This is a genomic window from Streptomyces sp. NPDC059787, assembly GCF_042732315.1.
Lineage (GTDB): Bacteria > Actinomycetota > Actinomycetes > Streptomycetales > Streptomycetaceae > Streptomyces > Streptomyces atrovirens.
In genome coordinates this window covers 1-24,634 of record NZ_JBHWHX010000030.1, presented here as the reverse complement: position 1 = coordinate 24,634, position 24,634 = coordinate 1, and the positions used below count along the sequence as shown (strand labels likewise).

The following is a 24,634-nucleotide window of genomic DNA, read 5'->3' as shown; positions in this document are numbered from 1 at the left end:
CTCGCCGGGGCGAGGTGCCACCATGGACGTGGTCCGGGGACGCCGTCAGGGCGCCTCGAGATGACGTGTTGGGAGACGGTTCAATGACGCAGCTTTCGGCTGCCCAGACCGGGACGACGTCCGGTTCCCCCTCCGGCGGAGCGACGCTGTACGGGGGCAAGGGCACGCGCCGTATCACTGTCCGCGACATCGCCGCCGCCAAGGAGCGCGGCGAGAAGTGGCCCATGCTCACCGCGTACGACGCGATGACCGCGTCCGTGTTCGACGAGGCCGGCATCCCGGTCATGCTCGTCGGTGACTCGGCCGGTAACTGCCACCTCGGGTACGAGACCACCGTGCCCGTGACCCTCGACGAGATGACCATGCTGTCGGCGGCGGTCGTACGCGGTACCTCGCGCGCGCTGATCGTGGGCGACCTGCCCTTCGGCTCCTACCAGGAGGGTCCGGTGCAGGCGCTGCGCTCGGCGACCCGGCTGGTGAAGGAGGCCGGTGTCGGCGCCGTGAAGCTGGAGGGCGGCGAGCGGTCGCACCGGCAGATCGAGCTGCTGGTGGAGTCCGGGATCCCGGTGATGGCCCACATCGGGCTGACGCCGCAGTCGGTGAACGCGATGGGTTACCGGGTGCAGGGGCGGGGCGAGGAGGCGGCGCAGCAGCTGCTGCGGGACGCGAAGGCCGTGCAGGACGCGGGGGCGTTCGCGGTGGTGCTGGAGCTGGTGCCGGCGGAGCTGGCGGCCGAGGTGACCCGGGTGCTGCACATCCCGACCGTCGGGATCGGGGCCGGGCCTCGGACGGATGCGCAGGTGTTGGTGTGGACCGACATGCTGGGGCTGACGGGGGGGCGGGTGCCGAAGTTCGTGAAGCGGTACGCCGATCTGCGTGAGGTCATGAGCGGGGCGGTGAAGGCGTTCGCCGAGGATGTGGTGGGCGGGACCTTCCCGGAGGAAGCGCACTCCGTGCACTGAGCAGCTCCGCTGCTGTTGAGCCACTGTCGCACCACCTGTCGGCCCCGTCGATCTTCCCCCGTCGGCGGGGCCGGCGCATGTCCGGGGCCGGGCGGGGGTGTTGCGCAACCCGGCGCTTGCGGGGTGCCTCCCCCACTCTCGGCTCCGCTCGAGCGGGAGGTGCCCCCACCGCCCACCCGTGCCGCCCCAGCGGCACGACTGCCCGCGGGAACGGTGGGTACGGCGGCACGACTGCCCGCGGCTGACGCGGCATGAGGCTGCCCGCGGAGGGCGTAGGAGGGCTGTCGGTGGGATGTCGGGGGTTTGTCGGTGGGGGTTGGGACAGTTCTCGGCATGACGCGAAACGACAAGGACCTGGGGGGCGCGGGGAGCGCCGTCACCGTGCGGGGGCTGGTCAAGCACTACGGCGGGACCAAGGCGCTGGACGGTGTCGACCTGGATGTGCGGGAGGGCACCGTGATGGGGGTGCTCGGGCCGAACGGGGCCGGGAAGACCACGCTCGTACGGATCCTGTCCACCCTGCTCACGCCGACCGCCGGGCACGCCACCGTCGCGGGGTACGACGTGGTGCGCCAGCCGAGGCAGCTGCGCCGGGTGATCGGGCTGACCGGGCAGTACGCCTCCGTGGACGAGAAGCTTCCGGGGTGGGAGAACCTGTATCTGATCGGGCGGCTGCTCGACCTGTCCCGCAAGGAGGCGCGGTCCCGCGCCGACGAGCTGCTGGAGCGGTTCTCGCTCACCGAGGCGGCCCGCCGGCCTGCGGCCACCTACTCGGGCGGTATGCGGCGGCGCCTCGACCTGGCCGCCTCGATGATCGGCCGGCCGGCCGTGCTGTACCTGGACGAGCCGACCACGGGACTGGACCCCCGTACCCGCAACGAGGTGTGGGACGAGGTCAAGCGGCTGGTCGGGGACGGGGTGACGGTGCTGCTGACCACCCAGTACATGGAGGAGGCCGAACAGCTCGCCTCCGAGCTGACCGTCGTGGACCGGGGCAAGGTCATCGCGAGCGGCGGCATCGAGGAGCTGAAGGCCAAGGTCGGCGGCCGTACGCTGCGGGTCCGCCCGGCCGACCCGCTGCAGTTGCGCCCACTGGCGGACGCCCTCGACACGCTGGGCATCACCGGGCTCGCCACGACCACCGTGGACACCGAGCGGGGTGCCGTGCTCGTCCCGGTGCTGAGTGACGAGCAACTGACCGCCGTGGTCGGCGCGGTCACCGCGCGCGGCATCACCCTCAGCTCCATCACCACCGAACTGCCCAGCCTGGACGAGGTGTTCCTGTCCCTCACCGGCCACCGCGCCAGTGCCCCGCAGGACGCCGTACCCGCCGAGACCCACGAGGAGGTCGTCGCCGTATGAGTGCCGCCACCGCCACCGCCGACCTCCGCGCGGACGCGCGGATCCCGTTGCGTGCCCATCTGCGGCACACCGGGGCGCTCGTGCGCCGCAATCTGCTGTGGATACGGCAGGACCCGGAGTCGATGTTCGACGCCGTGCTGTTCCCGATCGTCTTCACCCTGCTGTTCGTGTACGTCTTCGGCGGCTCCATCGGGCAGTCGCTGGGCGGCGGACAGGAGGCGTACGTGCAGTACATCGTGCCCGGTCTGATGGCCATGATGGGCATGAACATGGCCCAAGGGGTGGGCACCGGGTTCAACCAGGACTTCAACACCGGGGTCATGGACCGCTTCCGGTCGCTGCCGATCGGGCGCGGCTCGGTGCTGTTCGCGAAGATCTCGGTCGAGATGGTGCGGATGCTGATCGCCACCGCCATCCTGATGGTCGTCGGTGTGCTCGTCGGCTTCGACATCAACAACTGGCCGGGACTGTTCGCCGCCGTGGGACTGTCCGCGGTGTTCGGCTCGGCGCTGATGTGGATCTTCCTCACGCTGGGTGTGGTGATGAAGAACGCGCAGTCGGTGCAGGCGATGGGCTTCCTGGTGCTGATGCCGCTGCAGTTCGGCTCGTCGATCTTCGCGCCGACCCAGTCGATGCCGGGCTGGCTGGAGTCCTTCACCCAGGTCAACCCGCTGTCCGCGCTCGCGGACGCCGCGCGCGGGCTGATGGTGGGCGGCCCGGTCGCCCACGACCTGTGGATGACACTGGCCTGGTCGGTGGGGATCACGGCGGTGATGGCACCGGTCGCGATCCACAAGTTCCGTACGAAGAGCTGATCACGCCGGTTCGAGCAGGGCGGCGGCCTCCTCCGGGGAGAGGCCGGCGCCCTCGGCGTACGCGGTGGCGTACGCCGTGTCGCCGAGTGCCGCCCGGACGCGCGTCTCGGCGCGTGCGCGCGCCTCGCGTTCCACCTGCCCGGCGTGGTGCTCGGGCGGCAGCCAGGAGTCGGCGGCGCCGAGGCAGCGGGCCGCGTCCCGGGCGTGCCGTCCGCCGTCGAGTCCGGCGAGGGCGAGGGCGCCCAGGGTGACGTACGCCGAGCGCATGTGGGGGGCCATGGCGGCGGACAGCGGATCGCCCGCCTGCCGGATCGCCTCGCGGATGATCACCAGGGCCTGCTCGTCGTTGCCGTCGGCCACCTCCAGCCAGCCCTCGGCACCGAGGATGAACGCGTCGAAGACGACGTAGTGCGCGATGCGGAACTCCTCGCGCAGGGCCCGCAGATGCTCCCGGGCCTCCGCCGTACGACCGGTCGTGCACAGCCGGCCGGTCAGGAAGAGCCGGGCGGCGGGCAGGGCCTCGACATGCCGGCCGCGCGTGTCGTCGATGACCTCGCGCAGCAGCCGCTCACCGCGCTCCGCCTCACCCGCCTCCAGCAGCGCGCTGCCCAGCCGGGCGGTGAGGATGGCCGTGTGGGCACGGGCGCCGAGACGGTCGGCGTGCTCGATCGCCGCCTCGTAGTCCGCGGCGGCGTCCCGGTACGCTCCGGCGCGTTCGAGGGCCTCGCCGCGCGCGGAGAGGGCCTCGGCGATGCCCCAGGTGTCGCCGAGCCGGCAGTGGATCTCCAGTGCCTCGTCGGCGTCGCGGCGCGCGTCGCCGGCCCAGTCGCTGCGGTTGGCCAGGAAGTTGGCGCGCAGTTGGAGGTTGGAGGCCAGCTCCCATTCGAATCCGGGGTTCTCCCGGCAGGTGCGGATGGCCGCGTCGACCACGTGGCGCAGCCGCTCCATGTCGCCGGTCAGCATCACGGCGAAGATCCAGAGCAGTCCGGGCGGCCGGCAGGCCTGCGGCATGCCCGGCTCGTACGTCGCGCCGACGAGACGCAGCTTGTGCTGTGCCTGCGGGGTCTGCCAGTCGTCGAGTTCGGTGTCCATGTGGGCGAGATGGGCCAGGTGTACCCCGCGCCGGGCCTCGGCGAGGAGTTCGCCGGTCATCGGGGGCGGGGCGTCGGTGCAGCGCTCCCACAGCGGGACGGCGGGCTGTACGGGTTCGGTGAACGGGTCGGGGGCGAGGGTCATGACCTCGGAGCACCAGTTGCGGGCCTCGATGCGCAGGTCGCGCATCTGCCAGTACCAGACGAGCGACAGGGTGATGCAGAGGGCCTCCTGCTCGTCGCGCAGGGCGAGGGCGTGGCGCAGGGCCGTGCGCACGTTCTCGTACTCCCGCTCCAGGAGTGCGATGGCGGCCGGCTGGTCCGGGCCGCGCAGCATCGGCTCGGTGGTGCGGGCGACTTCACGGAAGTACGTCAGGTGCGCCCGCTCGGCCTCCGGGCGCCGGCCGGACTCGTCGAGGCGTTCGCCGGCGTACTCGGCGACGGTCTCCAGGAGCCGGTAGCGCATCTCGCCGTCGCCCGAAGGGGCGGCCACCACCAGGGACTTGTCGACGAGGGAGCCGAGCGCGTCGAGCGCGGCCGGTCCGCAGACGGCCTCGGCGGCGGCGAGGTCGCAGCCGCCCGCGAAGACCGAAAGGCGGCCCAGCACGTCGCGTTCGTCCGCGTCGAGCAGGTCCCAGGACCAGTCGACGACGGCCCGCAGGGTCTGCTGCCTGGGGAGGACGGTGCGGCTGCCGGAGGTGAGCAGCCGGAAGCGGTCGTCGAGCCGGTCGGCGATCTGGCGCGGGGTGAGCATCCGCAGCCGGGCGGCGGCGAGTTCGATGGCCAGCGGCAGTCCGTCGAGGCGGCGGCAGATCTCCGCGCAGGCCGCCGTGGTGTCGTCGTCGGCGTCGATGCGGAAACCGGGGCGGGCGGCGGCACCCCGGTCGGCGAGCAGGCGCAGCGCGACCGGCTCGGGCAGCGGCTCCACCGGCCGCAGCAACTCACCGCGCACGCCGAGGGGTTCGCGGCTGGTGGCGAGGACGGTGAGCCGGGGGCAGCGTTCCAGCAGCGCCTCGACGAGGTGGGCGGCGGCCTCGACGACGTGCTCGCAGTTGTCCAGGATCAGCAGCATGCGGCGCGGGCCGCAGTGTTCGGCGAGGCGCTCCACCGGGTCGTCGTGCCGGTCGGTGACGGCCCGTATGCTCTCGGCGCCGGCGCCGTAGAGCACGGTCTCGCGGGCGCCGACGGCGGTGAGGACGGCCTCGGGGACGGCGTCGGGGTCGTCGACCGGGGCGAGTTCGGCGAGCCACACGCCGTCGGGGAGGGTCTGCCGTACGGTCTCGGCGGCCTCCTGCGACAGCCGGGTCTTGCCGGCCCCGCCCGGTCCGAGCAGGGTCACCAGGCGGGCGGCGGCGAGGTCGGCGCGGATGGTCTCGATGTCGGCCTCCCGGCCGACGAACGAGGTCAGCCGGGCCCGCAGGTTGCCGGGCGACGCGCCGGCCCGGGTTCCGGTCGCCGGCCCGGGTTTCAGCAACTCGGCGTGCAGTGCGCGCAGTTCGGTGCCGGGGTCGGAGCCGAGACGGTCCGCGAGCAGACGTCGTACGTCCTCGTAGGCGGCCAGCGCCTCGGCGGTGCGGCCCGTGTCGCGCAGGGCGCGCAGCCGCAGCGCCTGGAGGGGTTCGTCGAGGGGGTGACCGTCGCACAGCGCGGTCAGCTCGGGCAGGGACTGCTCGGCGTCGCCGAGGGCGAGGGCGGCGGTGTGCCGGGCGCGCAGCACGTCCAGGTGCCGGGTCTGCAGGCGGGCCGCGTCGGCGGTGCGGTCGGGCAGGCCGGTGAGGGCGGGGTCGCGCCACAGGGCGAGGGCGTCGTCGAGGACGACGGCCGCCTTCGCCGGGTCGCCGTCGGCGAGGGCGCGCAGGCCGTCGCCGGCCAGCCGCTCGAAACGGTGCAGGTCGATGTCGTCGGGCGCGGCGGTCAGCCGGTAGCCGCCGTCGACGGAGGCGATCTGGTCCGCGCCGAGCGTCCGGCGCAGCCGCCCTATCAGGGCCTGGAGCGCCCCGGTGGCGTCGGCCGGCGGATCGGCGTCCCCCCAGACCTCGTCGACCAGCAGGCCCACGGGCACGGTGCGCCCGGTCCGCAGGGCGAGCACGGTCAGCAGGGCGCGCAGCCGCGCCCCGCCGACGGGGACGACGGTGCCGTCGGGACGGAGTGCCTGGGTGGTGCCGAGGATGCGGTAGCGCACGGGGTCCATTGTCTCCGGTGGTGGTGGCAGGGGTCACGGGGCCCGGTCGGCCCGGTCTTTCCGGTCGTCCTGGCCGTCGTAGTCGTCGCGGCTGTCCTGGCCGTCCTGGTCGCTCTGGTCGTCGCGGCTGTCCTGGCCGTCCTGGCTGTCCTGGCTGTCCTGGCTGTCCTGGCCGTCCTGGCCGTCCTGGCCGTCCTGGTCGCCCTGGCCGTCCTGGTCGCCCTGGCCGCCGCGGCCGTCCTGGTCGCCCTGGTCGTCGCGGCTGTCCTGGCCGTCCTGGTCGCCCTGGCCGCCGCGGCTGTCCTGGTCGCCCTGGCCGTCCTGGTCGTCCTGGCCGTCCTGGTCGCCCTGGTCGTCGTAGTCGTCGTAGTCGTCGTGGTCGTCCCCACCCTGCGTGGAACCGGCGGCCGACGCGAGACGTTTTCACCGTGCGCCCGGTACCGTCGGGCGGTCCCCGCGTACGCCCGACCGTCTGAGGAGCCCCATGACCACCGCCGCCACCCGTCACAGTGACCGGAGGATCAGCCCGGTCTTCCTGGGCATCCTGGCCGTGACGGCGGTCACCGGGTGGGCCACCTGGACCGGGTTCGCCGAGCAGCCGGGCGTGGCCGTGTTCCTGTTCGTGACGGCCGCCTGGATCGTCTCCCTGTGCCTGCACGAGTACGCGCACGCGCGCACGGCCCTGCACAGTGGCGACATATCGGTCGGCGCGAAGGGCTATCTCACGCTGAACCCGATGAAGTACACGCACGCCCTGCTGAGCATCGTGCTCCCGGTCGTCTTCGTCATCATGGGCGGGATCGGTCTGCCGGGCGGTGCCGTGTTCATCGAGCGCGGCCGGATCCGGGGGCGCTGGCGGCACAGCCTGATCTCGGCGGCGGGCCCGCTGACGAACGTGCTGTTCGCGATCGTGTGCACGGCGCCGTTCTGGCTGGGCGCGCTGGACGGCGTACCGGCCGAGTTCCGGTTCGCGCTGGCGTTCCTGGCGCTGCTCCAGGTGACGGCCGCGATCCTGAACTTCCTGCCGGTTCCGGGCCTGGACGGCTACGGCGTGATCGAGCCCTGGCTGTCGTACGACGTCCGGCGGCAGGTGGAGCCGTTCGCCCCGTTCGGTCTGTTGTTCGTGTTCGCGCTGCTGTGGGTGCCGTCGGTGAACGGCGCGTTCTTCGACGTGATCGACTCGCTGCTGGGGACGCTGGGCATCGACGAGCTCGACACGTACTGCGGCTACGACCTGTTCCGCTTCTGGCGGGAGGCGAACGGGTACTGCTCGGTCAGCCCGTGACGGAGCCGTTCCGCGCCGCCGCACGCCCGCGCCGCGCGTAGTACCAGGTCATGTTGGACGACAGTCCCGCCAGCAGCACCCAGACGATGCCGATGAACACGCTGCCCCGCACGAAGGAGACGACGGCCGCGGCGACGGTGAGGAGGCAGACGGCGAGGGCGTAGAGGGCGAGGCGGGGCATGGCTGGGGGCTCCTGTCGGGGGACACTGCTACGGCACTGCTACGGCGTCCAGTGTCCCCCATCGCCTCATACGTCCGTGACGCGGAGCCCGGCGTGTGCCTTGTAGCGGCGGTTGACGGAGATCAGGTTGGCGACCAGCGACTCCACCTGGTGGGCGTTGCGCAGCCGCCCGGCGAAGATGCCCCGCATGCCCGGGATGCGTCCGGCGAGCGCCTGCACGATCTCGACATCGGCCCGGACCTCGCCGAGCACCATCACATCGGTGTCGATCTCGTCGATCTCCGGGTCCTGGAGCAGCACGGCGGACAGGTGGTGGAAGGCGGCGGTGACCCGGGAGTCCGGCAGCAGCGCGGCGGCCTGCTGGGCGGCGCTGCCCTCCTCCGGCTTCAGCGCGTAGGCGCCCTGCTTGTCGAAGCCGAGCGGGTTGACGCAGTCCACGACGAGCTTGCCGGCCAGTTCCTCGCGCAGGGACTCGAGCGTCTTGCCGTGGCCGTCCCACGGCACGGCGACGATCACGATGTCGCTGCGCCGGGCGGTCTCGGCGTTGTCGGCGCCTTCGACGCCGTGCCCGAGCTCCTCGGCGGCGGCCTGCGCGCGCTCGGCGGCGCGGGAGCCGATGATCACCTTCTGGCCCGCCTTGGCGAGCCGGTGGGCCAGGCCCTTGCCCTGCGGTCCGGTGCCGCCGAGCACGCCGACGACGAGCCCGGAGACGTCGGGCAGGTCCCAGGGGTCCTTGGCGGGGGCCTTCGCGGGCGGCTGTGCGCTGTCACTGTCACTGGAGGTCATGGCCCGACTCTACGTCCGTGACGGCGTCGCGCCCGGTGTACGTGAGCCCTGTCACGCGGTCCGGGGCCGTGTCCCCGGTTCGGGCGAATCCGGGCCGAACACCGGGACGCGGGCGCGTGGTTGGGACAGGATGCGGCCGTATGGATGCGGTACGGGTCGCGCTGCTGCGGGAAGTGCTCGCCGGGACGGAATGGCTGGGCGCCACCCGGCACTTCGCGGGGACGCTGCGCGGGTCGGTGGTCCCGCACGGCGGCGGGCTGCTGCTCGTGGGCACACCGGCGTACGAGCCGTGGCATCTGGCGGCGCATCTGGCGGACGAGGCCGCCTGGTCGGGCACCCCGGAGCTGGCCCCCACGCTCGTACGGCATGACGCGTGCCCCTCGGACCCGGCGCATCTGGCGGTGGGGCTGGGGCGTTTGGAGGCGGCGCGGCGGGGTGAGACGCTGCTGGTGGTGGCGCCCGGGGAGACGGTCGGGGAGGGTGCGGCCCCGCTCCTGGAGCGGGTGTGCGACGCCCGCCGGGCCGGGGCGACGGTGTTGTCGCTGGGCCCCGGCGAGGGTGAGCTCCCGGCGATGGCCCACGAGGTCCTGCCCGTCCCCGACGGCTCCGAGCTGGACCTGGACACCGTGCAGCACCTGGTCAGCGCGGCGGCCGGCGAGAACGCGCTGCCGGCCCGCCGGGGCCCCCGCCGCTTCCGGGACCGCCTGTCGCGGCTGGCCGACCTGCTGACGGCCCCGCCGCCGACGCGCTGGTAGCGAGGCCCGCGCCGGTGCGGTCAGTCGCCGTCCCGCTCGCCCGCGGGGGCGTCGCGCCACCTGGAGTCGTTCTCCCACTGGAGGTTGCGCTCGCGGGCCGTCTCCATGGCGTGTTCGGCCTCGGTGCGGCCGGCGTACGGGCCGAAGCGGTCCTTGGCGGGGCAGTCGGGCCCCTCCTCGACCTTCTGGTGCTCCAGGCAGTAGTACCACTCGCCCGGCTTTCCGACCGTCCGCTTCTTGAACAGGGGCATGACCGGCTCCTCTCACCGTCTCGCCATCTCACCAGAAAGATGGTCCCCCGTCGGCGCTGAATTAGACTCGCCGACATGTCTGGCCAGTCGCTGCTCGCCCCCGGGGAGCTGTCCCCCGCCCGTTCCGTGCCCGGGAACATCCGTCGTCCCGAATACGTCGGCAAGCCCGCCCCGACGCCGTACACCGGTCCGGAGGTGCAGACGCCCGAGACGGTCGAGGCGATGCGCACCGCCGGCCGGATCGCCGCGCGGGCGATGGCGGAGGCCGCGAAGCTGATCGCGCCCGGCGTGACGACGGACGAACTGGACCGGGTGGCGCACGAGTACATGTGCGACCACGGCGCCTACCCGTCGACGCTCGGCTACCGCGGCTTCCCCAAGTCGCTGTGCACGTCGGTCAACGAGGTGATCTGCCACGGCATCCCGGACTCGACGGTGCTGCGCGACGGCGACATCGTCAACCTGGACGTGACGGCGTACATCGGCGGGGTGCACGGCGACAACAACGCGACGTACCTGGTCGGGGAGGTGGACGAGGAGAGCCGCCTGCTGGTGGAACGCACCCGTGAGTCCCTCGCCCGCGCGATCAAGGCGGTCAAGCCGGGCCGGCAGATCAACATCATCGGCCGGGTGATCGAGTCGTACGCGAAGCGGTTCGGCTACGGCGTGGTCCGTGACTTCACGGGCCACGGCATCAACACGTCCTTCCACTCGGGCCTGATCGTCCCGCACTACGACAGCCCGCACGCGACGACGGTGATCCAGCCGGGGATGACCTTCACCATCGAGCCGATGCTGACGCTGGGCACCCACGAGTACGACATGTGGGACGACGGCTGGACGGTGGTCACGAAGGACCGCAAGCGCACGGCCCAGTTCGAGCACACGCTGGTGGTGACGGACACGGGCGCGGACATCCTGACGCTGCCGTAGCGGTTTCTCGTTCTCCTGGCCCGCCCTCCTCCCGGAGGGCGGGCTTTTCCGTGCCGTGGCAGGGTGGGAGTTACCGACAAACCGTCGGCAAGCCATTGACTTAGGTAAGCCTAACCATAAAAGATCTGGACTCATGGACTCCTTCTCGACCCTCATCCGCACCGCCTCCCACGAGCAGCACATGGAGGCGGAGACGTCGACGTTCATGAGTGATCTGCTCGGCGGCCGGCTGGGCGTGGACGCGTACGCGCGCTACACCGAACAGCTGTGGTTCGTGTACGAGGCCCTGGAGTCCGGGGCGCGGGGGCTGACGTCGGACCCGGTGGCGGGCCCGTTCGTCCGGCCGGAACTGTTCCGCCTGCCCTCCCTGGAACGCGACCTGGCCCACCTGCGCGGCCCCGACTGGCGCGCCGGCCTGACCGCCCTCCCCGCCACCCGCGCCTACGCGGCCCGGGTCGCCGAGTGCGCCCGCACCTGGCCGTCCGGCTACGTCGCCCACCACTACACCCGCTACCTGGGCGACCTCTCCGGCGGCCAGATCATCCGCGGCAAGGCGGAGAGGACGTGGGGCTTCGAGCGGAAGGGCGACGGCGTCCGCTTCTACGTCTTCGAGGACATCTCCAACCCGGCGGCCTTCAAGCGGGACTACCGCGAACTCCTGGACGCGGTCCCGGCGGACGACCTGGAGAAGCAGCGCGTCGTGGCGGAGTGCAAGCGGGCGTTCGCGCTGAACACGGACGTGTTCCGGGCGCTGGGCGAGGAGTTCCCGTTGTCGGCGTGACTCTCCGAGCTTTCCCCGACCTCACCTCACCACGGCAACGCGGGGCGGGAGGAGGCACCCTCTGCTGAAAGCGTGAGCAGCGTGCAGGGAAATGTCAGTCAGGCGCTCGGATGAGCGACATGCGGACAGTGAAGGCTGAAACGCTCGCGCTTTTCAAGTGGGTGGGGCAGCGAGGGCTCCTCAACGCCTTGACGTCTGGGGCGTCTTCGTCGCGCAGTTGGGCCGTCAGCGTTCCAGGTAGACGCGGCCGCCGATCTCCGTCCAGCCCTCCGGCTGGGGTGCCGTGAGGATCTGGGAGCCGGTGCCCTGGGTGATGTTCAGGGCGCGGCCCAGGCGGTCGGTGAGGAGGAGGGCCGCGGCGCCCGTCGCCTCGTCCTCGTCGATGCCGTCGTCGCGGCCGGGGAAGGCGCGGGCCCGGATGCGGCCGGCCGGCTCGTCCAGCCAGGCCCACGCGTAGATCCACTCCCCCTTGGGCGGCACGGGCAGGTCGTCGACCTCGGCAGCGCTCGCGTACTGGCGCAGGGTGCGCGGCGGCGCCCACTCCGCCCGCGCCTCGATCCAGCAGAACTCCCCGTCCTGCCGGGCGCCCACCACCCCGGCGGGGACGACCAGCTCGGGCACGTCGAGCAGCCAGGCCGTGCCGACGCAGGGATGGCCGGCGAAGGGCAGGCGCAGGGTGGGGGTGTAGATGTCGATCACCCCGCGCTCGGGGTCGTCGACGAACACGGTCTCACTGAACCCGAGCTTCTCGGCGAACGCCTGCCGCTCCTCCCGTTCGGGCATCACGGAGCCGTCGCGCACGACACCCAGTTCATTGCCGTACCCGCCGCGGGGCCCGCAGAAGACACGCAGCACGTCGTAGTCAGTCACGGGGGCATTCAAGCACCGCGCGGGCGGCGAGGTCGTCCCAGGTCACGGCGGCAGCCCTCGGTGTGCGCACGGCCCGGCGGCAACGGCCGGTCCCGCTGCCGCAGCGGCATCCGGCCCTGTCCGTCGTCTCGAAACGCAGCGGGGCCGGCCCTCGGCCCCTCTCACAGTGCTTCCCCCCAGGGAGGGCAAGGTGCACCGGAAGCCCATCTGGGTTCGAAGAACTCCTCCCGGAAGATGTCCACCGCCGCCCTGAGCAGGGTGATGTCGATGTCCGGCCGGATGAAGCTCAGCCTCGCCGAGGTGTCGTCCATGCGGAATTCGAGCAGTGTCCCACCGGGTGCGCCCTCGACCCGCTCCACCACTTCCATGGCATCGAAGTCGTTGTGGTCACTCAGGACGACGAGCGCGAAGTATTCGCGCCCCTGCACGGAAAAACGCCTCATACCCATTCCCCGAACTGGACTTTTCCACCTGACGTGCTCAACGGATCGGCGGCCCCGCCCCCATGACGTTGCCGCCCCACAGGATTCTCCGATGCGGGCGGCAACGGCATTCACCGGATACTCCTCAGCCGGTCGTCCGGCCCGGCCCGGCGCCGACGGCCGGCCTCCGGGTCACGGTGCGGCCGCTGGATCCGGTCCCGGCGCTCGCGCCGTTCCGCGCCCCGGTAGGGTTCGCCTCCGGGAAGGGGAAGGTGAGGGGAACCGGATGAGCAGGTATCTCGGCTCTCGTGGGCTCCGCGGACTCGACAGGTGCGTGCTCGTGGTCGCTCTGTCGGTCACGGCGAGCGGCTGTGTGGTGGTGCACGGTGAGCGCGAGGTGCTCCCGGCCACCACCCGCGCCGAAGCCGCCGAGGCACTCGAGGAGTTCACGGCCGCGTACAACGAGGCCGACAAGGCGTACGACAGTTCCCTGGACGCCGACCACACCACCGGTGCCCTCGCCGACATCGACGGGGCGCGGCTGAAGGCCGGGCAGGTCAACAGCCCGGAGGGCAACACCTCGCACACGCCGCTGGAGCTGACGGACGCGAAGTTCACCATCCCGAAGAAGGCCGGCTGGCCGCGCTGGTTCCTCGCCGACGCGGCCGGCAACAAGGGCGGCGGGTCGCGCTGGCTGCTGGTGTTCACCCGGAACGGGCTGGACGAGACCTGGGAAGCGGCGTATCTGACACTGGTCGCCCCGGACGACATACCGGAGTTCAAGACCGACAAGGACGGGTGGGCCGAGGCCGTACCCGCGAACTCGGCGGAACTGGCGGTGGAGCCCGGCGAGTTGAGCAAGAGCTACACCACGTATCTGAAGGACGGCGGGAACGCCTTCGCCGAGGGCCCGTACACCAGCGCGTGGCGGGCGCAGCGCGGGAAGAAGTCGTCGCGGCCGGGGCTGGCCACGCAGTACATCGACGAGCCGATGACGAACGGCGACTACGCGCCGCTGGCGCTGCGCACGAAGGACGGCGGGGCGCTGGTGTTCTTCACCACGCGTCACTTCGAGAAGCAGACCGCGGCGGCCGGGGCGTCGGTGCCGACGCCGAACAAGGACGTGCTGGCGCTGACGACCGGGGAGATACGGCAGTCGCTGACGATGGAGTTCGTCTCCAACGAGGTGGTGCTGGATCCGGCCGGCGACGGTGCGGTGGAGGTGCTGGGGCGGATCCAGGGGCTGACGTCGGCGCAGGGCGAGTAGATCCCCGGCTCGGATCAGTGGCGCAGGGCGAGTGGCGGCCGGTCCCGCTGGTGAGTGGCGGCGGCTCCGTCGTCAGTGGCGCAGGGGCCAGGCCGCGCCCGCGTGGTCGGGCTGTTCGCCGGCGTGGCGGGCGCAGGAGTCGGTGAGGACCTCCAGCAGGCTCAGCGGGTCCGGGAGCGGATGCTCGGGGCCGCGTACCCAGCGCACCGACCGGTCGTCGCCGGGGAGGCGGGCGGGCGGGACGAGGACGTAGGAGCCCCGGCAGTGCCAGCGCAGGCCGGGGTGCTCGTCCATGGTCTCCGGGTGGCAGTCCAGCTCGCACGGCCACCACTCGTCCTCGTCCTCGGGGGTGCCGCGGGTGAGGGTGAAGAACAGCAGGCGGCCGTCGTCGCTCTCGGCGACGGGGCCGACCTCGACACCGGCGTCGAGGAGGCGGGTGAGCGCCTCGCGGCCGGCGTCGAGAGGCACGTCGAGGACGTCGTGCACCATGCCGGTGGCGGTGATGAAGTTGGCCTGCGGCTGGTGGCGGGCCCAGCGCTCGATCTGGGCGCGGTCGGTGGTGGACTGCGTCTGCCAGGCGAACGACACCGGGTGCCGGGCGGGGGTGGGACAGCCCACACGGTCACAGGAGCAGCCGTAGCCGGCGGCGGGGTGGGCGGCGGGTGCGAGCGGCAGTCCCGCTCCGGCGGTGGCGAGCAGCAGGGCCTCACGGCCGCCCTCGTCGGCGGCCTGCTTCGGGTTCGGGCGGCGTCCGCGCAGCCACTGGGAGAGCCTGCCCTGTCGGCCGGTCCGGCCGCCGAACTCCGCGCTCATCTATCCCCTCGCCTCGCCGTCGTGCCCAACAGCATGCCCCATGGTCCCACGATCGTGCGCGCCGGGGGGCCGGAGCTCACAATCGGCGCAGGTGGGGCGAGGGAGCCCCGAGGGGACGAGGGGTGGTGAAAGGTACACGCGCGGTGCGGGCGCGTACACCGGTTCGGGTGTCGTCGGACGGTCTGCGGTGATCCACGGACCTACCGTGGTCGTCATGGTCACAAGTGTCGCGTCGACGGGCCTGGCGGCCGTGGCTTCCGTGGTCGTGCTGGCCCTCACGGGCCCTCCGGGGCCGCTGGAGTGGGGCGGCGGGCCGCTGACGGTGGACTCGCTGCCGCGCATCCCGTACGTCGCCCATCGGGGCGGGGCGCGCGAGGTGCCGGAGAACAGCATGTCGGGGCTGATGGCGGCGTTCCGGCGCGGTACGGCGCAGGTGCTGGACTTCGACACGCGGGTGCTGCGGGACGGCACGCCGGTGGTCTTCCATGACGCGACCCTGAACCGCACGACCTTCCTGGGCGGCGAGGTGCGCGGTCTCGACGCCGGGGAGTGGCGGGGCGTACGGCTGCGTCCGCGCGACCGGCTGCCGGGGAGCTGGCGCTCGGAGCGGCCGCCGACGGTCGCCGAGGTGCTGGACCGGTTCGGCGGGCGGATCGTGCTGATGCTGGAGGCGAAGGATCCGCGCGGTGTGGAGCGGCTGGCCGCGCTGATCCGTGCCCGCGGGCTGACCCGCTCGGTGTTCGTGAACACCAACGACCCCGGGGTCGCCCGCCGCGTCCACCGCCTGGGGCTGCTGACCCAGCTGTGGCGCTCGGCCCGCCAGCTGCGCACCGACCGGCCCGGGCGGTGGCGCTCCTACGTCGATCTGCTCGACGTCGACGTCAAGGCGCGGGACGCCGATCTGCGGCGCGCGGTGCGCTCCGGCATCCCCCGGGTGTGGGCCCACACGGTCGTCACCCCGAGCCAGCGCGACCGTGCCCTGGCCCTGGGCTGCAACGGCATCGTCACGGACGCGCCGGGGCGGCTGGCCCGGCATCCGGCGCGGGTGCCGGGGAGGGTGAGCGCGGTGCTGGGGCGGTGAGGGCGCCGGCCGTCCGGTCCGGGGCGGTCCGGGGCGGTCAGCGGGGCGCGATGCCGTTGAGGGCGTAGTCGACGAGGGTGTCGGTGTAGTCGTAGGTGATCGGGGCCGTGTACTGGAGCCAGCGCTGGGCGAGGGGGGAGACGAAGAGTTCCAGGGCGATGCGCGGGTCGACGTCGGGGCGGACGTCTCCGGCGTCCTGGGCGGAGCGCAGGCGGTCGGCGTAGAGCCGGAGCTGGGGTTCCAGCAGTCTGGTGACGAACTCGCGGCCGAGTTCCTCGTTGACGACGCCCTCGGCGGCCAGGGCGCGGGAGGGGGCCTCGAAGGCGGGGTCGCGCAGTTCGTCGACCGTGGCGCGCAGGACGTGCTTGAGGTCGGCGGCGAGGTCCCCCGTGTCCGGGAAGGCGTACGGGGCCTGGCCGGCGGCCTCCGCGGCCTGCTCGCCCATGTCGAGGAAGGCTTCCAGGAGTACGTCCGCCTTCGACGACCACCATCGGTAGATCGTCTGCTTGCCGACGCCGGCGCGGGCGGCGATTCCCTCGATGGTGGTCTTCGGGTAGCCGACCTCGGCGACCAGGGCGAGGGCGGCGTCGTAGATGGCCCGCCGGGAGCGCTCGCTGCGGCGGGTGGCGTCGGGGGCGGACTGGTTCGCGGACATGGGTCGAATTTACCAGTTGACAAGACGGTGCGTCTCGCCGGACAGTGGAGGCGTCCGAAGACGAGACGATACGTCTCGTACTGGCGAGAGGGGAGTGTCATGACCCGAGGTGGAGCCGGAAACATGCTGGGCGTCGGCGGCGCCCGGCAGCACCTGGGCCGCAAGGCCCTGCGCGGGGGCGGACGCGGGGGCCGGATCGGGGGCGGGGTCGATCCCCGGGCCCAGAAGCGGGAACTGCTGCGCAAGCTGCAGGAGCAGCGGGGGGAGGAGGGCGGCGCGGCGCCGGGTCAGACGCCGGCGGGCGGCCAGGGGTCGCCCCAGTCGGTGTCACGGGCCGCCCGGTAGAGGTCGCCGTGGCGTTTGGTGACGGTGGTACGGCGCAGGGCCGGGTCCTTCTCGCACAGGTCGAGGAGGACCTGGCCCTTGCGGATCTGCGGCTTGCGGACGACGCGGGCCGGGACCGGGGTGACCGGGAGGCGGGTGGCGGCGACGTAACTGAACTTCTCGTCCTCGTAGGCGAGGGAACCGCCCTTGATCTGGCGGTGCAGGGAGGAACGGCTGACCCGCGCGGAGAAGTGGCACCAGTCCGTGCCGGGGGCGATGGGGCAGGCGGCGCTGTGCGGGCAGGGGGCGGCGACGTGGAAGCCGGCGGAGATCAGGCGGTCGCGGGCCTCGATGACGCGGGCGTAGCCGTCGGGGGTGCCGGGTTCGACGATCACAACGGCCTGCGCCGCGTGGGCGGCGGCGTCGACGAGGGCTGCGCGGTCGGGGGCGGTGAGCTCGTTGAGGACGTACGAGACGGTGACAAGATCGGTGCTCTCGACGGTGAGCGCTGATCCGATACGAGAGCGGTGCCAGCGGGTGTCGCGCAGGGCGGGGTTGGCGGAGGCGAGTTCCCGGCCGAGGGCGAGGGCGGGCTCGGCCCAGTCGAGGACGGTCACGGGGCGCTCCCCGTCCCAGGTCGCGCTCACCGCCCAGGCCGCCGCGCCGGTGCCGCCGCCGACGTCCACGTGGTCGCCGGGCACCCACCCGGGCACGGCGTCCGCGAACGCCTCCAGCGCGGACCGCACCGCCTCGAAGGTCGCGGGCATCCGGTAGGCGGCGTACGCGGCCACGTCCGCCCGGTCCCGCAGGATCGGCGCCTCGGTCGGGGTCGCGCCCCGGTAGTTGGCGATCAGCCGCTCGACGGCCTGCGCGGCCTGCCGCGCCGGAATCCCGTCGAGCAGCCCGGCGAGGGCGGTACGGAGGGTGTCGGCGGTGGGCAGGGGGGAGGCGGGGGCGTTCACCCGCAGATTCTACGGCGCCCGACTCGAGCCCCGGCCCGCCGACAGCGGCAGTCGTGCCGCATCCCCGCCCTCGACGAGCAGTCGTGCCGCATCCCCGCCCTCCACGAGCAGTCGTGCCGCAGGGAGCCTCCGCCAACCTGAAGAAACAGGTCAGCGGTCTGGTGTGACCGGCTCTCGAAGTACTTGCGCCGGTCGTGAGCGGCTGTCTGCGGAGTAGATCGTTTGTCAGCGGTTGACTTCGAGATTCGTCAGAACGAGCAGGGCGCGCAGGAGCTGGGTGGCGCGGGCGGGGTTGGTGCGGAGCTTGGTGAGGATCCGCCAGTTCTTGAGGTGGGCGAAGCCGTGTTCGACCGGTGCGCGTCCGACAGCGAGGACGCGGTTGGCGGTCTTCTGGCCGGGGGTGAGCTGGTGGGTGCGGCTGGCGTGGAAGCCGGTGACGATCACGGGATCGAGTACGTCGTTGTCCAGGCCGCGAAAGCCGAGGTCCGCCAGTGCCCCGAGGCCGACGGCGCGCAGGTGGGCCAGGACGTGGTCCTGGCGAGCGGCAGTGTTGTCGTGGGTGCGGCCGGGCCGGGCGGCGGATATCCAGATCAGCCGTCCCCGCTCGTCGGTCAGGGCGAGGAAGTGCAGGCCGTGATGGTGGTGCTTGCCGGAGTAGTTCTGTCGGTCGGCCTTCCTGGTGCGGCGCTGGGTGGCAATGAGGGTGCCGTCGATCAGGACCACCTCCCCGCCCTGCCTGGCGACCTTCTTCAGGGCGCGGTCCAGCCGCGGCGCCTGCGCGGCGAGCAGGCCGATCAGCTCGTCGCGCCAGCGGCGGACGGTGGACTCGGACACGTTGTTGCCGCCGGCCATGTCGGCCAGGCGCTGGTCGTGACGCAGCACGGCCAGGACGATCACCGCGATCTTCCCGGGCGGCAGGATCCGCCACCTGGACCGGATCACTTTCAGGTGACGCCGCAGCAGACCGGCGAGGTGGCTGACGGTGCGCGTGGACAGCGGCAGGCGGCACTGGTAGACAAGCGGGCAGGTGTCCTCGGCGTGCTTTTTGGTTTTCGTCACACAATTCCAACGGCCGCCGGGGGCGCCCCGGTTACGCCCGCGTCGCGCTGCCGCAGGCGGTGGAGCAGATCACAGACGGGTGGTGAACCGGCCGTCGGGCAGTTTGCGCAGCCAGCCGCGGTCGGCGAGTCTGACCAGCTTCCCGCGCAGCGGCTCCAGCCTGGACCGCACGCTGATGTCGATTCGCAGCGCGTCGCCAACCTGCCGGGCCATGACCGGCCCGGCGGCCTGCCGTACAGCGGCGAGGATGCGCTGGTAGTCCGGCGGAAGCATGGCCTCCTCCACGTCCGGCGCGCGGTGCGGGATCAGCATCACGGCCCGCCCACCCACCTGCCCGGGCGCCGGCCTGGCCGAGGCACGCTCGTCGGCGAGCTGCTCGCTCACGCGCTCAAGGACCCGTTCGGCGACCGCGAGCTCGTCGCGCTCGGCCCGTACGTCCGCCAGCTCCTTGGCCAGCTGTTTTTCGAGTTCGTCCAGTTCCGCGCGCCGCGCGGTGATCCGTTTCAGTAACTCGGGGTCCATGCACCGGATCGTACTGTGCGCCTCCTGGCGAGGGCCCGTTTCTGGTCCTTTGTCGTGAGCTGAGGATCTCCAGCGCCGTCAGTACGTCACCGTGATCCGCTGCGCGGGACCGTCCACGCTGACCGTTCCGCCGTAGGGGATCACCAGTTGGGGATCGGTGTGTCCGAAGTCGACGTCGAACACCGCCATGGTGTGCGGGGCGTACGTCGCCAGCGCGCGCAGCACCGCTTCGCGCTGCTCAGCGGCGTAGCGCAGCTTGTCCTCCACTTTGTTCGGCTGCTGGAAGGACCATGCCTTGGCGCGGCCCATCAACAGGGCCGGGAAGCGCGCCAGCAGGCCCCGTTCTCCCATGTTGCGCAAGATCCGGAAGACCTCCTCCCCGCTCGGCATCTCCTCCGACGTCTCCAAGAACAGCACGCAGCCCTCGTAGACGGCTGGGTCGCGTGCGATCTCGCGGTCGGCCATCAGCAGCCACGACAGGATTTCCAGATTGCCGCCCCAGGCGCGGCCCTTGACGAGCTGGTCGGGCTGGTGCCAGATCCACCCGTCAGCTGGCTGCGAGTCCGGTTCCCTGTCGAAGGTGGCCGGGTCGGCCCAGTCGCGTGCGGTGTCGCGGTAGCGGGTGGCCGGGCGGAGTTCGTACGGGCCCGAGGTGAACAAGGCCGCGCGTACCGAGTCAGCGGTCATGGGATGGAGTGCGTAGGGGCGGCCGAGCTCGGTCATCAGGCAGGCGCCGTGGTAGGCAACGATGCCCAGATTGTGCAGGAAGACCAGCAGGTTGGTGTTGTCGCTCGTGCCGAAGAAGGGCTTTGGATTGGCGCGGATCAGCTCGCGGTCCAGCAAAGGAAGCACAGTGATCTGGTCGTCGCCACCGATGCTGGCCATCACCGCCCTGACCGAGGGATCGGCGAACGCGGCGTGGATGTCGTCGGCGCGTTCCTTGGGTGTGGATCCCATTTTGCGAGTGGACGGGTACTCCACTGGTTCGAGGCCGAAATCCTCACGCAACCGCTTGAGCCCCAGCTCGTACGGAAGAGGGAAGAGATCGGATAATCCAGACGAAGGGGAGATGATCGCTATGCGGTCACCGGGGACAGGCTTTGGAGGATAGGCAGGTGAGGTCATGACCGTCAGGTTAGAGGTCTGATCGACCACTGATCATCTTCATTTCAGTCGGGTCCTCTCCGTTCATCGACTTCAAACAGGGACCGAAGTCATCCCCTGACGGGGGGTCTACTTCGTGGACTGCCGCCCACAGCCAGCGAAAGTACCTCAAAGGGACGTCACGCCAGCCCTTTGACCTGCGAATTCAAGTTGGCGGAGGCTCAGGGCGGCACGGGTAGGCGCGACGGCACCCCGCAAGCGCCGGGCCGCGCGACTCACCCCCGGCCAACACCCACTCCAGGCACCCCGCAAGCACCGGACACGCGACCATCCCCGGCCCACACCAGCACCGGCCCCCGCAGAAGCCGGGCCTCGCCCAAGAAAGAGGGGCGCCCCCTCACATCCCCCGTACCGCCCGCGCCACCCGCGTCCCCGCCTGCGCCCTGGGCGTACTGTCCGGCCGCACCGGACGCCGGGGGTGGACCGTGTTCGCCAGGAGGATCACGTACGTGTCCGTGACCCGGTCGAGGACCAGGGACGTGCCCGTGAACCCCGTGTGGCCCGCGGCCCCCCGCCCCGCCAGTTCGCCCATGAACCACGGCTGGTCCAGGGCGAAGCCCAGGCCGGGCCGGGTGAACAGCAGGTCCACGTAGTCGGGACCGAGGATGCGGGCGGGGCCGTACGAACCGCCCGCCAGCAGCGTGCGGCAGAAGACCGCCAGGTCCCCGGCCGTGGAGAACAGCCCCGCGTGGCCCGCCACGCCACCCAGCGCCCACGCGTTCTCGTCGTGCACCTCGCCCCGCAGCATCCCCCGGTCCGCCTTGGCCCACGGCCGCCGCTGGTCCTCCGTCGCCGCCGCGGACGGGCACGGCCCGAAGCCGGTCGCCGTCATGCCCAGCGGCCGGGTGATGCCGTCGCGCACGAGGACGTCGAGCGTGCGGCCGGTGACGCGTTCCAGGACGTGCTGGAGCAGCAGCATGTTGAGGTCGGAGTAGCAGTACGTGCCGGGCGCCCCGACGGGCCGCTCCGCGCGCAGCAGCGCCAGCCGCTGCGCGTCGTCGGCGCAGTCGTACAGCGGGAGTTCGGGGCGCAGCCCGGAGGTGTGGGTGAGCAGCTGGCGGACGGTGATCCCGTGCCGTGCCGCCGCCGTGAAGTCCGGCAGGTACGCGCCCACGCGCGCGTCGATGCCCAGCGTGCGCCGCTCGATCTGCTGCACCGCCGCCACCGAGGTGAACAGTTTGGTCAGGGACGCCAGGTCGAAGGGGGTGTCCACGGTCATCGGGACGCGTTCGGCCGGCGGCAGTTCGACCGGGGTGTCCGTCTCCTCGTCGTACGCCGCGTAGCGCACGGCCCAGCCCACCGCCTCCCGCACGGCGAGCACCGGGCCGCGCCCGACGACCACGACGGCGCCCGCCGCCCAGGGCCGCTCGCCACGGGTCCGGGCGCGGACCTCCCGGACCAGGTGACGGAGTTCCGGTGCGTCGAGCCCGGCCCGTTCCGGTGTGCCGTGGCGCAGTCTGGGCGCGCTCAGATGCCCCCGCCCTTCGCGCCGGCCCACCCGCTGCGCGGACGGCACATTCCCAGGAAGCAGGCCAGCGCCACGAGGGCGGCGACCAGCTGGACGACGGCCATCGGGACGGCGGTGTCCTCCCCGGCGATCCCGACCAGCGGGGAGGCGACCGCGCCGATGAGGAAGGACGTCGTACCGAGCAGCGCCGACGCGGAGCCGGCGGCGTGCTTGGTGCGCATCAGGGCGAGCGTCTGCGTGTTCGGCAGGGTGATGCCCATCGCGGACATCAGCACGAACAGCGCGGCGGCCATGGGCACAAGGCCGACCTCGCCGAACGCGCCCAGCGACATCAGCAGCAGCACGACCGCCGCGACGACCACGACGACGAGCCCCAGGCCGAGCACCTTGTCCAGCCGGACCCGGCCGACCAGCACCTTGCCGTTGACCTGCCCCATGATCATCAGGCCGATGGAGTTGAGCCCGAACAGCAGGCTGAAGGTCTGCGGGGAGGCGCCGTAGATCTCCTGCATGACGAACGGGGAGGCCGCGACGTACGCGAAGAGCGACGCGAAGGCGAAACCACCGGCGAGCATGTAGCCGGTGAAGGCGCGGTCGGTGAGCAGGCGGCGCATCGAGCCGAACACGTCGCCGATCCCTCCGCCGTGCCGGTCGGCGGGCGCCAGCGTCTCCGGCAGCTTCGCCCAGACCACGGCCGTCAGCAGCGCCCCGACGACGGTCAGGACGACGAACACGCCCCGCCAGTCCGTCACCCGTAGGATCTGCCCGCCGATGAGCGGCGCCACGATCGGCGCGACCCCGGAGATCAGCATGAGGGTCGAGAAGAAGCGGGCCATGGCCACGCCGTCGTACAGGTCACGGGCGACCGCCCGCGCGATGACGATGCCGGCCGCGCCCGCGAGGCCCTGCGCCAGCCGGAAGGCGACGAGGAGTTCGACGGTCGGCGCGAAGGCGCACAGCACGGTGGCGACGACGTAGACCACGAGGCCGACGAGCAGCGGCCGGCGGCGGCCCCACCGGTCGCTCATCGGGCCGACCACCAGCTGCCCGAGCGCCATGCCGGCCAGGCAGGCGGTGAGCGTGAGCTGGACGGTGGCGGCGGGCGCGTGCAGGGACCGGGTGACCTCCGGGAGCGCGGGGAGGTACATGTCCATCGCCAGCGGGGGCGTGGCGGTCAGGCCGCCGAGGAGGAGTGTGACCAGCAGGCTGGTGCGGCGGGCGGCGGTCGTGCGGAGCACCGCCCCGGCCGTCGTCGGGTCCGGGCCGGCCTTGTCCGGTGCCCCGCCCGCTCCCGGGTTCGCCGTCGCGTTCGCCGACGGGTTCGCCGTCGCGTTCGCCGACGGGTTCGATATGGACGCCCCACCCTCGGGCATGTGGCCCCTCCCTTTTCATACCTTCGGCTCCCTATGCTCTCAGCTCGTACGGAGTGCTCGGCGTCAACGGCGATGTCATGGGAGCGCTTCCACCTACATCCCTTCACGATGTGACGAACGACACGAACAGGGTGGGACACATGACGGAACAGAAGGTGCGCTGGGGCATCCTGGCGACCGGGGGGATCGCCGCGAGGTTCACCGCGGACCTGGCGGACGTGCCGGACGCGGAGGTCGTGGCGGTGGCGTCGCGGTCGGTGGAGTCGGCGAAGGCGTTCGCCGAGCGGTTCGGGATACCGCGGGCGTACGGCGACTGGGAGTCGCTGGCGCTCGACGAGGAGGTCGACGTCGTCTACGTCGCCACTCCGCACACGGCGCACCGCGCGGCGGCCGGGCTGATGCTGGAGTCCGGGCGGAACGTGCTGTGCGAGAAGCCGTTCACGCTGAACGCGCGGGAGGCCGAGGAGCTGGTCGCGCTGGCGCGGGGCAACGGGCGCTTCCTGATGGAGGCCATGTGGACGTACTGCCATCCGATGGTGCGGCGGCTGAAGGCGCTGGTCGACGACGGCGCGATCGGCGAGGTGCGCCACGTGCAGGCGGACTTCGGCCTCTCGGGGCCGTTCCCGGCGTCGCACCGGCTGCGGGACCCGGCGCTGGGCGGGGGCGCACTGCTGGACCTGGGCGTGTACCCGGTGTCGTTCGCGCAGCTGCTGCTCGGGGAGCCGTCGGACGTCACGGCGCGGGCGATGCTCTCCGAGGAGGGCGTCGATCTCCAGACGGGGGCACTGCTCTCCTGGGATAGCGGTGCTCTCGCTTCGGTGCACTGCTCCATCGTGGGCGGTACGGCGACCTACGCCTCGGTCACCGGTTCGCAGGGCCGCATCGACATTCCGTCCGGCTTCTTCTTCCCGGACCGGTTCGTGCTGCACCGGGACGGCCGTGACGCCGAGGAGTTCACGGCCGACCCGGCCGACGGCCCCCGCGACAGCCTCAAGCACGAGGCCGTCGAGGTGATGCGGGCCCTGCGGGCCGGCGAGACCGAGTCCCCGCTGGTCCCGCTCGACGGCACCCTCGCCGTGATGCGGACGCTCGACGCGATCCGGGACCGTGTCGGCGTCCGCTACCCCGGCGAGACCCGCTGAGCGACACCCACCACCCGGCAGCCGGGGGGCCGGGGGGGCCCCCCGCCCCCCCCCCCCCCCCCCCCCCCCCCCCCCCCAGACATTCACGCCCCCCCCGGTCCGCCCGCCCGGGGACGCCCGGGGGCCCC

25 protein-coding genes and 1 pseudogene are annotated in these 24,634 nt (G+C 72.3%); 12 read left to right on the top strand and 14 right to left on the bottom strand.

The features are described from left to right. Positions 1-83: 83 nt before the first annotated feature. The 3 genes from panB (at position 84) to ACFV5H_RS25530 (ending at position 3,139) form a co-directional block, all read left to right on the top strand. Entirely contained in the window at positions 84-962 is an 879-nt protein-coding gene (gene panB, locus ACFV5H_RS25540) for a 3-methyl-2-oxobutanoate hydroxymethyltransferase (RefSeq protein ID WP_385048437.1), read from the top strand. Positions 963-1,295: 333 nt separating this feature from the next. Further along, on the top strand, positions 1,296-2,324 hold the full coding sequence (locus tag ACFV5H_RS25535) for an ATP-binding cassette domain-containing protein (protein ID WP_201263093.1): 1,029 nt from the start codon (positions 1,296-1,298) through the stop codon (positions 2,322-2,324). Further along, positions 2,321-3,139 (top strand): ABC transporter permease, encoded by an 819-nt coding sequence (locus ACFV5H_RS25530; protein WP_385048440.1) that lies wholly within the window; start codon positions 2,321-2,323, stop codon positions 3,137-3,139. Before ACFV5H_RS25535 ends, ACFV5H_RS25530 begins: the two co-directional genes overlap by 4 nt. Here the strand turns inward: ACFV5H_RS25530 and ACFV5H_RS25525 are convergent, their stop codons facing one another. Next, positions 3,140-6,421 (bottom strand): BTAD domain-containing putative transcriptional regulator, encoded by a 3,282-nt coding sequence (locus ACFV5H_RS25525; protein WP_385197432.1) that lies wholly within the window; start codon positions 6,419-6,421, stop codon positions 3,140-3,142. It abuts the gene before it with no gap. A gap of 475 nt (positions 6,422-6,896) precedes the next feature. On the opposite strand from ACFV5H_RS25525, the gene ACFV5H_RS25520 reads away from it, so the two are divergent. Then, positions 6,897-7,697 (top strand): site-2 protease family protein, encoded by an 801-nt coding sequence (locus ACFV5H_RS25520; RefSeq protein WP_385197431.1) that lies wholly within the window; start codon positions 6,897-6,899, stop codon positions 7,695-7,697. Here ACFV5H_RS25520 and ACFV5H_RS25515 read toward each other — a convergent pair. Further along, entirely contained in the window at positions 7,687-7,878 is a 192-nt protein-coding gene (locus ACFV5H_RS25515; RefSeq protein WP_385048447.1) for a hypothetical protein, read from the bottom strand. The two genes, ACFV5H_RS25520 and ACFV5H_RS25515, sit on opposite strands and share 11 nt — an antisense overlap. 66 nt (positions 7,879-7,944) lie before the next feature. Then, a complete protein-coding gene (gene npdG / locus ACFV5H_RS25510) occupies positions 7,945-8,664 on the bottom strand; it encodes an NADPH-dependent F420 reductase (protein WP_385048450.1) in 720 nt (239 codons plus the stop codon). Positions 8,665-8,804: 140 nt separating this feature from the next. Here npdG and ACFV5H_RS25505 point away from each other — a divergent pair, with 140 nt between their 5' ends. Continuing rightward, the gene (locus ACFV5H_RS25505) at positions 8,805-9,419 is read left to right on the top strand and encodes a hypothetical protein (protein WP_385197429.1); all 615 of its coding nucleotides are present in this window, start codon (positions 8,805-8,807) and stop codon (positions 9,417-9,419) included. 20 nt (positions 9,420-9,439) lie between these two features. Here the strand turns inward: ACFV5H_RS25505 and ACFV5H_RS25500 are convergent, their stop codons facing one another. Then, positions 9,440-9,670 carry a hypothetical protein gene (locus ACFV5H_RS25500; RefSeq protein WP_385048456.1) on the bottom strand — a complete coding sequence of 77 codons (231 nt, stop codon included), beginning with the start codon at positions 9,668-9,670 and terminating at the stop codon, positions 9,440-9,442. Between the two features lie 75 nt (positions 9,671-9,745). Between ACFV5H_RS25500 and map the strand changes: the two genes are divergently transcribed. Together map and ACFV5H_RS25490 are read left to right on the top strand one after the other, a co-directional pair. Beyond that, complete coding sequence (gene map, locus ACFV5H_RS25495) at positions 9,746-10,603, top strand: type I methionyl aminopeptidase (RefSeq protein ID WP_385048459.1); 858 nt, start codon at positions 9,746-9,748, stop codon at positions 10,601-10,603. 133 nt (positions 10,604-10,736) lie between these two features. Next, on the top strand, positions 10,737-11,384 hold the full coding sequence (locus tag ACFV5H_RS25490) for a heme oxygenase (biliverdin-producing) (protein ID WP_385048462.1): 648 nt from the start codon (positions 10,737-10,739) through the stop codon (positions 11,382-11,384). 225 nt (positions 11,385-11,609) lie between these two features. On the opposite strand, the gene ACFV5H_RS25485 is transcribed toward ACFV5H_RS25490, so the two are convergent. Beyond that, positions 11,610-12,254 (bottom strand): PhzF family phenazine biosynthesis protein, encoded by a 645-nt coding sequence (locus ACFV5H_RS25485; protein ID WP_385048465.1) that lies wholly within the window; start codon positions 12,252-12,254, stop codon positions 11,610-11,612. Between the two features lie 161 nt (positions 12,255-12,415). Then, a complete protein-coding gene (locus ACFV5H_RS25480) occupies positions 12,416-12,703 on the bottom strand; it encodes a hypothetical protein (RefSeq protein WP_385197428.1) in 288 nt (95 codons plus the stop codon). A gap of 140 nt (positions 12,704-12,843) precedes the next feature. Between ACFV5H_RS25480 and ACFV5H_RS25475 the strand changes: the two are divergent. Together ACFV5H_RS25475 and ACFV5H_RS25470 are read left to right on the top strand one after the other, a co-directional pair. Further along, positions 12,844-13,066, top strand: a pseudogene (locus ACFV5H_RS25475) (hypothetical protein); the annotation flags it as partial. Beyond that, positions 12,963-13,943 carry a hypothetical protein gene (locus tag ACFV5H_RS25470; protein WP_385048470.1) on the top strand — a complete coding sequence of 327 codons (981 nt, stop codon included), beginning with the start codon at positions 12,963-12,965 and terminating at the stop codon, positions 13,941-13,943. The pseudogene ACFV5H_RS25475 and the gene ACFV5H_RS25470, both read left to right, overlap by 104 nt. Before the next feature lie 72 nt (positions 13,944-14,015). Here the strand turns inward: ACFV5H_RS25470 and ACFV5H_RS25465 are convergent, their stop codons facing one another. Next, positions 14,016-14,756: a bifunctional DNA primase/polymerase gene (locus ACFV5H_RS25465; RefSeq protein WP_385048473.1), complete on the bottom strand. Its 741-nt coding sequence runs from the start codon at positions 14,754-14,756 to the stop codon at positions 14,016-14,018. Between the two features lie 214 nt (positions 14,757-14,970). Between ACFV5H_RS25465 and ACFV5H_RS25460 the strand changes: the two genes are divergently transcribed. Further along, the gene (locus ACFV5H_RS25460; RefSeq protein ID WP_385197426.1) at positions 14,971-15,837 is read left to right on the top strand and encodes a glycerophosphodiester phosphodiesterase; all 867 of its coding nucleotides are present in this window, start codon (positions 14,971-14,973) and stop codon (positions 15,835-15,837) included. Positions 15,838-15,874: 37 nt separating this feature from the next. Here ACFV5H_RS25460 and ACFV5H_RS25455 read toward each other — a convergent pair whose 3' ends face one another. Beyond that, positions 15,875-16,492 (bottom strand): TetR/AcrR family transcriptional regulator, encoded by a 618-nt coding sequence (locus ACFV5H_RS25455; protein ID WP_385048479.1) that lies wholly within the window; start codon positions 16,490-16,492, stop codon positions 15,875-15,877. Between the two features lie 123 nt (positions 16,493-16,615). On the opposite strand from ACFV5H_RS25455, the gene ACFV5H_RS25450 reads away from it, so the two are divergent. Further along, complete coding sequence (locus ACFV5H_RS25450; RefSeq protein WP_385048515.1) at positions 16,616-16,837, top strand: DUF6243 family protein; 222 nt, start codon at positions 16,616-16,618, stop codon at positions 16,835-16,837. On the opposite strand, the gene ACFV5H_RS25445 is transcribed toward ACFV5H_RS25450, so the two are convergent. The 6 genes from ACFV5H_RS25445 to ACFV5H_RS25420 form a co-directional block, all read right to left on the bottom strand. After that, positions 16,780-17,778 (bottom strand): small ribosomal subunit Rsm22 family protein, encoded by a 999-nt coding sequence (locus ACFV5H_RS25445; protein WP_385197424.1) that lies wholly within the window; start codon positions 17,776-17,778, stop codon positions 16,780-16,782. The two genes, ACFV5H_RS25450 and ACFV5H_RS25445, sit on opposite strands and share 58 nt — an antisense overlap. Positions 17,779-18,003: 225 nt before the next feature. Further along, positions 18,004-18,837: a transposase family protein gene (locus tag ACFV5H_RS25440; protein ID WP_385197422.1), complete on the bottom strand. Its 834-nt coding sequence runs from the start codon at positions 18,835-18,837 to the stop codon at positions 18,004-18,006. Positions 18,838-18,906: 69 nt separating this feature from the next. After that, positions 18,907-19,359: a hypothetical protein gene (locus tag ACFV5H_RS25435; protein WP_385197420.1), complete on the bottom strand. Its 453-nt coding sequence runs from the start codon at positions 19,357-19,359 to the stop codon at positions 18,907-18,909. A gap of 78 nt (positions 19,360-19,437) precedes the next feature. Continuing rightward, a complete protein-coding gene (locus tag ACFV5H_RS25430; protein WP_385048517.1) occupies positions 19,438-20,484 on the bottom strand; it encodes a S66 peptidase family protein in 1,047 nt (348 codons plus the stop codon). Between the two features lie 376 nt (positions 20,485-20,860). Beyond that, positions 20,861-22,039: a serine hydrolase domain-containing protein gene (locus tag ACFV5H_RS25425; protein ID WP_385048491.1), complete on the bottom strand. Its 1,179-nt coding sequence runs from the start codon at positions 22,037-22,039 to the stop codon at positions 20,861-20,863. Further along, a complete protein-coding gene (locus tag ACFV5H_RS25420) occupies positions 21,991-23,364 on the bottom strand; it encodes a multidrug effflux MFS transporter (protein ID WP_385197418.1) in 1,374 nt (457 codons plus the stop codon). The genes ACFV5H_RS25425 and ACFV5H_RS25420 overlap by 49 nt, the downstream gene beginning before the upstream one ends. 140 nt (positions 23,365-23,504) lie before the next feature. Here ACFV5H_RS25420 and ACFV5H_RS25415 point away from each other — a divergent pair, with 140 nt between their 5' ends. Then, entirely contained in the window at positions 23,505-24,506 is a 1,002-nt protein-coding gene (locus tag ACFV5H_RS25415) for a Gfo/Idh/MocA family protein (protein WP_385197416.1), read from the top strand. The last annotated feature ends 128 nt before the right edge of the window (positions 24,507-24,634 follow it).